The sequence below is a fragment of the Paenibacillus sp. FSL H8-0283 genome (assembly GCF_045040675.1).
Classification (GTDB): domain Bacteria; phylum Bacillota; class Bacilli; order Paenibacillales; family Paenibacillaceae; genus Paenibacillus; species Paenibacillus amylolyticus.
The window spans coordinates 6,132,166-6,143,171 of sequence record NZ_CP150295.1 but is presented as its reverse complement, the minus strand read 5'-3'; the positions used below and the strand labels follow the sequence as shown (position 1 = coordinate 6,143,171).

Sequence of the window (11,006 nt, the reverse complement as noted above, 5' to 3'; positions counted from 1 at the left end):
TTAATTAGATACAATGGAGTATAGGCCGTCCTGTATACGCAGATTACCGGGCTGCCCAGTTTCCACCTTCACCTCTGTAACAAATACACCAGGCATACGTCCGTCTGGGAACCAGGGCATCTGTTTATCAATGACAATAAACATACCTTCTGCATCACCCGTGGGGGAGAATTGTTTTCCGTCTCCGGCAAATGGTTCAAGTTGATAATGCTCATTCAATGTGTTCATCGTCTCAGGAACATCATCGACAGGCAGACCGATTTCACTAATGCATAACAGATGCTTCGCTTCGAAAGCTTCATCAACTCCATTATCGAGTGAATGGTGAGCGATAAATTCCATCAAGTTGCCGCTTGGATCATAAAAATAGAAGGCTGTTGCATCCCAGTAGGGGAAATAGAATTCATCTTGTCCATCTTTGGATAGCAATGAAATGTTACGGTCTTGAGCCCATCTTTTTGCATCAGCAAGTTTATTCGTTGGAATCGTAAATGCTACATGATAGTAGGGCTTTTCTTGTTCTGGCGCCTTCTTGAAAGAGAGGACCGAGTTCCCCGCACGGAATGAAACGCATGTTGCATTATCCTCCACAAGATCCAGTTCCAGTAGTGTACCGTAAAACTCTTTTATGGCCTCGACCTGATGTGTCAACAAACCAACTTCTCTTATTATCATTTCATTATCCTCCTTTAATCTCACCTTTGATTGAAATACTCGATTGTTTTCTCAATAAATGCCTTGGCCGATTGCGTCAGGTAACGGTCGGACCGATGGATGATCTCAAAGTGCCGGTATGGCGGATCGTCTGTAATTCGGATGCAACGTAGCGTGGGCTCATTCATGGCTTGGATCAGAGGATAAGGCAACAGTGTTCCTCCAACGTTGGCTTTGACCAGGCTAATGATGGAGGTTGCTGAACTGGTCTCCATGATGGTATTTAGGCTAAATCCATATTTACGGCAATAGCCGTCGACCAATTCTCTGCCTGTAAATCCTTCGGGAAACATCACCGTTTGGATATTACGCAACTCCTGAATTTCAATTGTGCTTCGTTCAGCCCAATCATGATTCTCGGATACGACGAGTACATATTCTTCACTGCACAAAGGAATGCGCACAAGCCGCCTATCCGGGGCAGACGTGATCTCGATGCCGATGTCGACTTCATTTTCCAACACTTGATTTACGACATAGATCGAAGAGATAACCTTCAATTGCACCTTGGGGAATCGGGCATGAAAATCAACGAGTAACGGAGTGATACGGTAATCCAAATCCGACGGAAGAACACCAATAACCAATCGTCCCCGCTGATCATTCCGAAATTCAGCTAGCGCATCCTGGGTATTCTGTAAATGCCGGATCATCTGTACACAGTGCTCCAGAAACAGAGTACCTGCCTGGGTCATCACAATCTTTTTGCCGACGCGGTCAAACAAAGGAACACCAAGTTCATCTTCCAACCCACGTATTTGTTGACTCAACGTAGGTTGAGATATGCCAAGTTTCTCAGCTGCCCGTGTAAAATGAAGCTCCTCACACACTGTAATAAAGTTTTCCATTTGACGAATCTCCATGAATTCACCTCTAATCATTGGTTTTATTAATCATTTTAATAGAAACAATAGTATTGTTCAATCATTATAATGATCCTATACTTAATTCGTGCACCACTCGAAGATCTTGTCATTAAAGAATAGGATCTTTGGTGAAGGCAACGAGACTACTCCCATGAGGTGATTCATAATGAAACTTTTTTATATTGTATTGGCGCTTATTCTGGCTTCACTGAACTTAAGACCGCCGATTACTTCCATTTCTCCTCTGATGAGTACCATACAGAATGATCTGGGTTTGAGCGGCATGACCGCCAGTCTGTTAACTACACTACCGGTATTATGTATGGGCATATTCGCTCCATTCTCTGTAAGACTAAGTAGAAGGTGGGGGAATGAAGGAGCCATTGTGCTGGCTTTAATCCTCATCGGGATAGGTACGGGTTTACGATTGTTCGTAGGCGCAACTCCGTTGATGATGTTCACTTCTTTTCTGTCAGGTGTAGGGATTGCATTGGCAGGGCCACTGTTGTCAAGCTTCATAAAGCAGTATTTTCCTAACCGAGTGGCAGCCATGGTCGGCATCTACTCTACAGCAATGGTGATGGGGGCAAGCATTAGTGTGGGATTATCGGTTCCGCTTCAGCAGACGTTGGGTGGATCTTGGAGAGGTTCTTTGGCTACATGGGCATTACTCGCAGCCATTGCATTGCCGATCTGGTTAAAATTAGCTTGGTCTGCGCGTACAGAGAGACAATCCGGACAAACTTCGGCTGTCATTCATGCACCACTTCCGGTGAAGAACAGGCGTGCATGGGTGCTGACACTGTTCTTCGGACTGATGGCCGCGATCTTCTATTCATTAACCGCCTGGCTTGCGCCAGCCATTCAGAGCCATGGATATAGCCAAGAGACTGCTGGCAACATCCAAACGTTATTTACATTGATATCACTGCCCTCAACGTTATTCATTCCCATGCTTGTACACCGATACCAAAGGCGTGTCTTCTGGCTTGTTGGATGTGCGATGTTGGAGTTAACAGGTGTCCTGATGCTGAATCTCTCTGTCAGTCCGTGGCTCGCGGCGATCCCGCTCGGTATTGGTGCAGGTGGACTGTTCCCAATTGCACTCATGTTGCCGATTGATGAGACAAACAATGCTCAGGAAGCGAGTAGCTGGTCGGCTATGACTCAATCTGGTGGCTACATTCTTGGAGCACTTGGACCGCTGGCGATTGGTTGGCTCCGCGATCTAACAGGCAGCTTCGTGCAAGCATTTTATGGTTTGGCTATCATCATCGTGTTGCAGATTATCGTTCAATTGGCTATTGGCAATAAAAAAAGTTTAAAAGTTAGCCGGGAGCAGAGCTAAAAGGCATGTGAAGTAAAATGGATATAGAAATATGATCTTTAGACATGATCCAACAAGTCCAGATAGTACTGCCTTAATGCTTTCTGTAAGATGACGGGCTCCATAATCTTAATCGATTTACCATAGCCTGCAAGATATCTCACTATGAAATCAAGCTCGTGAGGTTCATATGAACCGACAAGATACATGTGTCCCCTCTTCTCGATGATCTGCATAGATGGGAAATGTTCTTGCTGGAATAGCTCCATTCCGGCTTCATCAATCAGGCATTTGAATGGAATTGCTTGTTCCGATGGTTTCCATAAAGATTGGGCATCCTGTGAATAGAGTTCCTTTACATGAGTTAAAGGTTCAATCTCCGTTGTTTCGGCTGAAATGATGCGGTCGCAGCGAAAAACACGATACGCTTGTTTATGCAGATCATAGGCCTGACAATACCAATAGCCTTTCCTGGCATAGAGCGCGATGGGTTGAATGGTGCGGATATTGGTGTTTGCAGAAGATGGCTTTTGATCAGGGGATCTACGCTGATTAGCGTACGTAATCTGAATCACTATATTCTGCACAGCAGACATCAACAGAAATTCCAAATGTGCACTGTCGCGGATCTGCTCGGTATGTTGGAAGTAAACCCGGTGTTGGATGTTCTCAATATCCTGTCGTTGCTTGTCGGATAACGCGCTCATAAATTTCTCATGAATGGTCCGGAAAGAGACTTGAAAGGGTAAGCTGGAGAAGCTGCGGAGAGCCTGCATCGCAAAATAAAGGGCATGAAGCTCCCCCGTATTAAACGAAATGGGAGGCAGCTGCATCTGTTGCAGCAGTCGATATCCGCCGTAGCGTCCATATTCGACATAGATGGGCGCACCTAACTCTTCCAATGAAGTGATATCTCTTAACGCGGTTCGTTTGGAGATCTGGAACTCCTGCATGAGATCTTGCAGGGTGAACTGTTGTTTTTGATTAATGAAGCGCAGCATCTGGTTCATACGTTCTGATTTTTTCATATCAAACCCTCTTAATGGTGCCATGTATTGGCACCTTTCGTTGTTATAGTGATAAGTGTAATCCAATAGGAACAAGGAGGCAATATAATGAATTTTGAAGTGATACCATTTTTGTCGATGAACGGGGATGCGGCGGCAGCCATTGCTTTTTATGAAGAGTTTCTGGGCGCCAAGGTGATATTCAAGAAAAGTTATAAAGAGATGAAGGAAATGAACCCGGGTTTCGAGTACCCTGCCGGTCAAGATGAGTATATTACACATTCGGTGCTGGAGATTGGGGTTAACAAAGTCATGATTGCGGAAGAAGCAATGGACACGGAGAGAGCATGGCAGCTGGGGAACAGCACGTCACTATGTATTCAGTCCAAAGATAAAGATACCATCGATCAACTGTATCATTCTCTGATGCAACATGAGGGCGTGAAGGTACTGGTACCGTATGAACAAAATGAATTCAGCCCAGGATACGGTATTGTACGGGACCCATTTGGCATTGCGATTCAGCTGTGTGTCACTGTGCATGATTTTTAAAATGAGTTCAGGCCCCCGGTTAAGCACTCGTTATGTAAACCTGTAACTAACTTAAAAACATCAAAAAAAGAAGAGCCATGGATATCATGCGCTCTTCTTTTTCGGTTTTTATACAAGGTCGTTCGCACAACCATCAGATAAGTGAGACAGCTGAATGGTTATAGCGGCCCTCTTTTCGTGTAAATCATATAGGTACGGATGTCGCTGTGTACAAGCAAGTTCATTGGATAAAGGAAAGAAGGGATAACATGATTACGAGAGGAATCGACCATATTGGAATAACTGTACCGGATATGGAGCAGGCGACACTATTTCTACAACAGGCGTTTGGAGCTCAACTTGCCTATGACCATATAACGCCGGATGATCCCCCACAGGAAGGACCCGAGGCAGAGTGTAAATTAGGACTGCGTTCAGGAGCAAAGGTTATTCATATTCGGATGTTATCGCTAGGGGAGAGCTCCAGTATAGAGTTATTTCAGTACGCGAATACAGCGCAATCGGAGCCAGTTAGGGCATCAGATTACGGATTGCAACATATGGCATTGTATGTGGACGATATGCAAGAAGCTGCACGACACTTCAAAGAAGCGGGCGGGGTGTTGCTAACAGAGCCTGGGGCGTTGACCGATCATATTGAAGGCGGGGAAGGCAATCAGTTTGTGTATGGAAGGACACCTTGGGGGATGCTGATCGAGCTGATCTCCTACCCTGCGGGCATCCAGTATCCGAATCACAGTGAAGCGAAGCGCTGGACACCACGAAAAAAATAATATAGATGAGACTGGATAAGAAACAGGACGATGCACGACAAATCGTTCTGTTTTTCTTGTATATAGGGGCTAAACGGTCACTAAAAAACAGAAATTATGTTACAAATACGTTACAAATACAGAAGTGTATACTGGTTTGCCTTATGTTACGATACGTACAAGTAGATACAGAGATATTTTACGGATAAGATAAGTTATAACGTCTCTTTTCTGGATGATGAACATACTCCGAAAGTATGTTGATGGAACCCTTTTATCCAGGATATTGAAGAAGCATTGAAACGAAGGAACAACTATATATTTTGACTTCACAGGGTTGCAATAAAAATAAATAACAACAGGTGATCCAAAATGCTGCAAATCGGGTATCCATAGTAGAGCCATCTAGAACCTGATGGATACATATGTTGTTATGATTGTTTTTTGCTAGTTAAAGGCTGTCTATTATGGAATGAACTGTGGGGGTTATCAAGTGTCTATATTAGATATGGAAAAGAAAGATGTTGTCACCGATGCAATGGTCATCAAGGCGATGGAGAAAAGTCTTGCTATCATTCGATTCGATCTGGATCGCCGGGTAACCTACGTGAATGAAGTCTTTGCCCAAACGATGGGATATACGGTAGATGAGATGTACGGCATGAAGCATCAGCAACTGTGCTTCGGTCAATTTGCAAATACTCCGGAATATGATGCTTTTTGGAATAGCATATTTAATGGTGTCAGCTTCCAGGACAAGGTTGAACGCAAGGATGCAAAGGGGAATTCTGTATGGCTTGAAGCGACATATATGCCGGTGTACGATGAGACGAATCAGAAGATACTGGGTGTCTCCAAAATCGCCACCAACATTACCAACCGTCAGAACAACATTTCTGTCGTAGTGAATGAGCTGAAAACGATGTCTCATGAACTGAATGGGCAGGCAGATGTAGGTATTGAACGCAGTCAGGAATTGATGTCCAGTATCTCCTATATCTCAGAGGTGTCAACTTCTAACCGTGCAACGCTGACTCATTTGCAGGAACAGGCCGGATCGATTCAGGGCGTGGTACGAACGATACGCGAGATTTCGTCTCAGACGCAACTGCTCGCGTTGAATGCTGCCATTGAGGCTGCACATGCAGGAGAATACGGACGAGGATTCGATATCGTGGCCAAGGAAGTTAAGAAACTATCCGCAATGGTGGAGAGTTCGATTAATGAGATTCGAGATAGCGTGACTGGAATAACCAAGGAAATTGGCAATATCACAGGTGGCACCAAAAAAGTAGAAGAATATGTGGAGCAGAGCCAGAAGCAGATTGAGATCGCATTGAATGATTTTACAGCAATTGCTGCTTCAGCTCACTTGTTGGATGCCAAAGCGGAGCATGTGACCAGAATCGTATAACAATATATAGTAATAGCGGTTCCTTTCACAGGAACCGTTTTTTTGTCGTTCAGTACTCAAAAAAACGGGAATTATTGTGATCAAACGGGGACACAATACTTGGGAATACCTGCAGCTATGTCATGCAGAGAAATGTTGGGGTGGGAACATGTGGTCAACAATTGTATCCTACGTGCCGGATTGGTCCATATGGATTCAGGCATTCTTGGTCTTCATCATTCCAATTGGTATTACATTGAGCATGCGCTGGATCAATGCTGCCATTAAGCGCGGAAGCTTCTCTCGTTCGAAGCCATCGTCCATATCCTCGAAGGATATCTCGCCAGCAGCCAAAGGGCAGGGTGAAGGGACCGAAACAGGCCACTATGCCAATATTAAATTAACCGAAAAGTACAGCATAAATCTGACGAGTGTGAAAGAAAGCTTTGGACTCAATGCAGACGTGCATATTCGGGAATTTATTATTAGGGGAACGAATACACGGGCTGCGGTCATTTATACCGAAGGCCTGGTAGATCAAGACTTAGTTGATGATCACTTGATTACACCGTTGATGTTCGAAGGTGTTCCTCTACTTAAGCAGGAGGGTTTCCTTCATCCAGACAACGCACACTTACTGTCGGCATATCTGCAAGATCAATTACTTCCTGTCAGTCTGGTTGAGGAGACGAAGTCCCTCCAAGAACTCGCAGTTGGTGTGTTGTTTGGGAAAAATGCACTGCTGGTTGATGGTTTGCCAGGTGCTTTATTAATTGGAGCTCATAAGATCAAAACAAGAGGTATGAATGAACCCTTGTCAGAGGGACTGCTTCGTGGGCCTCGTATTGGTTTTACAGAGCAATTAAGCGATAATACAGGCATTTTACGTCGTTATGGAAGTGATCAGAGCCTGTTTATTAAGAAGTATGAAGTGGGTTCACGGATCAAAAAAGATTTGGCGATAGCCTATATTCAGGATATTGCCGATCCAAATCTCGTTGCAGAAGTATGCAAGCGAATCGAAGAGATGGATATGGATTCAATGCTCGAATCAGGTTATGTGGAACAACTCATCGAAGATAATACGCTGAGTCCTTTTCAGCAGGTACTGAATACGGAAAGACCTGACCGAGTGATGGGTGCCCTTCTGGAAGGCCGAGTGGCAATTTTGTTGGATGGAACGCCATTTGTATTAATTGTACCGGTGACCTTTAGCATGTTGCTTCAGTCTCCAGAGGACTATTATGAACGCTGGATTCCTGGAACATTTTTGCGAGTGCTGCGTTTTATGGCCGCGATGCTGGCATTGCTTGCTCCTGCGCTCTATATCTCGTTTATCTCGTTCCATCCGGGTCTTATTCCAACCAAGCTGGTATTGACGATTATTGAAACGCGTACCGGAGTGCCATTCCCCTCAATTATTGAGGTACTCATCATGGAGCTTTCAATTGAAATCTTGAGGGAGGCCGGGATACGCTTGCCCAAACCGATTGCGCCAGCGATGGGTATCGTAGGAGGTCTGATTATTGGCCAAGCAGCCGTGCAAGCGGGAATAATAAGCCAATTTCTGGTCATTGTCGTTGCGGTAACAGCCATCTCTTCCTTTACGATTCCGGTCTATAGTGCGGGATTAACGCTAAGGATTCTACGATTTGCCGCTATGTTCAGCGCAGCCGTACTCGGATTGTTTGGCGTGGTTATGTTCTTTCTGCTTGTGTGTACACACCTGGCACGACTCTCAAGCTTTGGCGTACCTTATGTTGCACCAGCCGTTCCCTATCACATGAATGAATGGAAGGATTTTGTTATCCGTGCACCGCTAAATATGATGAGAATGCGTCCCAAAATGACTAATCCGATCGATGATGATCGGAAAAAATAAATGGAATTCCATCTACTGAAGGTCTGGAGGTGAACTAAGTGAATGGCTCCCAAGGAAAGCTAACCACGACACAGGCCGTTGTAATTATTGTCAATTACATGCTTGGTGCCGGGATATTGACACTACCTCGAACGACCAGCAAAGCTGTCGGAACACCGGATGTCTGGATTTCCATTATCCTATCTGGATTCATTATCATAGGTGTCGGAATAATTCTGGTTACCCTGTGTCGCAGATTTCCGGAGAAAACCGTCTTCCAGTTCACCCGTGAGATTACGGGCAGCTGGATTGCTTACATACTGGGATTGTCTATGATTATGTATTTCATAGTTATTGCCGCATTCGAAATCAGAGTTATGGCTGAAGTAACTGGGATGTATCTGCTCGAACGCACCCCCACCTGGGCGATTGTGATGGTCTTCATGTGGATCGGTGTATATATGATTTCAGGCGGGCTTGGCGTTATCGTACGCGTGTTTGAGATCATCCTTCCAATTACGATTATTATATTTGTGATTGAAATTTTGCTTAGTAATCAGCTATTCGAAATTGGCAATCTGAGACCCGTACTCGGTGATGGGGTCATGCCGGTTTTCCAAGGGTTGAAGCCTTCACTATTATCTTATACAGGCTATGAGGTGATGTTAATCATGACTGCCTATATGAAAAATCCGAAGAAGAGCAATAAAGCGATGACCTGGGGGATACTCATATCCACTATTATCTACTTGATCACGGTGGTGATGGTTATAGGCAGTTTATCGCTCGATGGCATCAAAACTCGAACCTGGCCAACGCTGGATTTGGTAAGAAGCTTCGAAATCCAGGGTCTGATATTCGAGCGTTTTGAATCCTTATTGCTGGTCATCTGGATTATGCAAATCTTTTCGACTACAGCAATTACACATTACTGCGCTTCGGTGGGTATTCGTGATTTGTTTCGTTCCAAAAAAATCAAAGGCATCATGTACGGCCTGCTGCCGTTCATTTATCTGACAGCAATGATACCCAAAACAGTGGATGATACCTTCGTACTAGGAGATATGCTAGGCAATGTGTCCGTATTTTTGTTTGGCATTTTACCTCTGGTACTACTGTTGTTAAGTCTGATTCGCAAAAAAGGAGGCAAGCATGCATGATTACATTCCGCATGTTGTTACGCTTAGCCACTGTATTATGCATTCTCTTAACGATATCCGGATGTTGGAGCAGTCGAGAGATAGAGGATCTAAGTGTCTACGTTGGTCTTGGGATCGATATCGGCAAAGAGACGGAATTTGAGGAGAACATCGCCAATCAGGGAGGAGGGTATTCCAAGCAGAACAATGTGACAGCCACGGTACAGATTGCTCCCGGTAATTCCAGCAGTCAGAAGAGCCAACAATCCGGTTCGCCTGCTTCTGGTAAAACGTCCTATTCCAATGAACAGCTTACCGGAGATTCCTTGCTGCAAATCTTTCGTCAGTTTGCACTGAGACGAGATCATCCGCTCATCGGACATCATCTGAAGGTTATCGTTGTGTCCAAGGATATCGCCAAAAAGTATGGTCTGGACCAGCTGCTGGATTTTGTACTTCGGGATAACGATATTCGTCCTAACTGTCTGGTGTTGATTAGCCATCATCGCGCTGTTGATGTACTGACTTCAGATGATCCTTCCCGGATTCCAGCATTTTATCTTACAGGTATTACCGGTAATTCATACTTGTCCAATAAAATCCTGGACCCCGTTCTACTCTCCAAATTAGATGCACAAATGCAATCCGGTTCCAGCTTTTTGCTCCAGAATGTACTGAACTTCAATGGAGAGGACAAGTTCTCCGGTGCCAGTATCTTTGATGGGAAAACAACAAAATTCATCGGGGAACTCAGCCAAACGGATCTAGAAGGGCTATCTTGGCTCAGACCTAAAGAAAAAGGAGGTATCTTGAAGACATACAATAAAGAGGGGTTCACTGTTGTATATGAAATGAAGAAGAAAAAAACAACAATAATTCCAAAAGTGGTTGGCGATGATATTTCATTCCATGTGAAAACTGAATCCGAAGGCTGGTTGATGGAGGATTGGCGTGCTCCCGAGGAAGAGGAAAAAGGTGCGTATCTCAGTGAATTGGAAAAAGAATTTGCTGAACTTGCCAAACAACAGATTCGACAGTTGTTATACAAACTGCAGCATACCTATAAAGTAGATGTTGCGGATTTTCGGGATAGCTTGCGTATTAAAGAACCTAAAACATGGAAAAAAGTCAAAGACGATTGGGATAAAATTTTTAGCACCGTGCCGATCACCTATGAGGTAAAGACCACCATCACGAATCCGGGGTCTTCCACCGAATAGCGAGGTGTGCCATATATTATTTAATTGTTGACACATTCATGATAGATCGCTATATTAGTAAAAAATCATTTTCTTATCCAGAGAGGTGGAGGGACTGGCCCTTAGAAACCTCAGCAACAGATCTGAAGGATACTGTGCTAATTCCAGCGGGTGAAAGCCTGATAGATAGGAGCGT

General features: G+C 44.4%; 10 protein-coding genes and 1 riboswitch. Of the genes, 7 read left to right on the top strand and 3 right to left on the bottom strand.

Translation table 11 applies throughout. From position 1 onward, the window contains the following. Both MHI52_RS27205 and MHI52_RS27200 read right to left on the bottom strand, forming a co-directional pair. Positions 1–675: a VOC family protein gene (locus tag MHI52_RS27205; RefSeq protein WP_076319717.1), complete on the bottom strand. Its 675-nt coding sequence runs from the start codon at positions 673–675 to the stop codon at positions 1–3. A 20-nt stretch (positions 676–695) separates the two neighbouring features. After that, positions 696–1,577 carry a LysR family transcriptional regulator gene (locus MHI52_RS27200; protein ID WP_341344181.1) on the bottom strand — a complete coding sequence of 294 codons (882 nt, stop codon included), beginning with the start codon at positions 1,575–1,577 and terminating at the stop codon, positions 696–698. Positions 1,578–1,746: 169 nt separating this feature from the next. Between MHI52_RS27200 and MHI52_RS27195 the strand changes: the two genes are divergently transcribed. Beyond that, the gene (locus MHI52_RS27195) at positions 1,747–2,928 is read left to right on the top strand and encodes a CynX/NimT family MFS transporter (protein WP_405157986.1); all 1,182 of its coding nucleotides are present in this window, start codon (positions 1,747–1,749) and stop codon (positions 2,926–2,928) included. A 38-nt stretch (positions 2,929–2,966) separates the two neighbouring features. Here the strand turns inward: MHI52_RS27195 and MHI52_RS27190 are convergent, their stop codons facing one another. After that, positions 2,967–3,935, bottom strand: a complete 969-nt coding sequence (locus MHI52_RS27190; protein WP_405157985.1) for a helix-turn-helix transcriptional regulator — start codon at positions 3,933–3,935, stop codon at positions 2,967–2,969. Positions 3,936–4,022: 87 nt separating this feature from the next. On the opposite strand from MHI52_RS27190, the gene MHI52_RS27185 reads away from it, so the two are divergent. From MHI52_RS27185 to MHI52_RS27160, 6 genes are all read left to right on the top strand, one after another. Beyond that, a complete protein-coding gene (locus MHI52_RS27185) occupies positions 4,023–4,466 on the top strand; it encodes a VOC family protein (RefSeq protein WP_076253518.1) in 444 nt (147 codons plus the stop codon). Positions 4,467–4,714: 248 nt separating this feature from the next. Continuing rightward, positions 4,715–5,239 (top strand): VOC family protein, encoded by a 525-nt coding sequence (locus MHI52_RS27180; protein ID WP_405157984.1) that lies wholly within the window; start codon positions 4,715–4,717, stop codon positions 5,237–5,239. A gap of 487 nt (positions 5,240–5,726) precedes the next feature. Further along, positions 5,727–6,632 (top strand): PAS domain-containing methyl-accepting chemotaxis protein, encoded by a 906-nt coding sequence (locus MHI52_RS27175; RefSeq protein ID WP_036607056.1) that lies wholly within the window; start codon positions 5,727–5,729, stop codon positions 6,630–6,632. Positions 6,633–6,780: 148 nt separating this feature from the next. After that, positions 6,781–8,493 (top strand): spore germination protein, encoded by a 1,713-nt coding sequence (locus MHI52_RS27170; RefSeq protein WP_036668138.1) that lies wholly within the window; start codon positions 6,781–6,783, stop codon positions 8,491–8,493. A 38-nt stretch (positions 8,494–8,531) separates the two neighbouring features. Next, entirely contained in the window at positions 8,532–9,632 is a 1,101-nt protein-coding gene (locus tag MHI52_RS27165; RefSeq protein WP_339191275.1) for a spore germination protein, read from the top strand. Further along, the gene (locus MHI52_RS27160) at positions 9,629–10,831 is read left to right on the top strand and encodes a Ger(x)C family spore germination protein (protein ID WP_076253520.1); all 1,203 of its coding nucleotides are present in this window, start codon (positions 9,629–9,631) and stop codon (positions 10,829–10,831) included. The genes MHI52_RS27165 and MHI52_RS27160 overlap by 4 nt, the downstream gene beginning before the upstream one ends. 70 nt (positions 10,832–10,901) lie before the next feature. Beyond that, positions 10,902–11,003, top strand: a riboswitch (SAM riboswitch). Positions 11,004–11,006 lie beyond the last annotated feature (3 nt).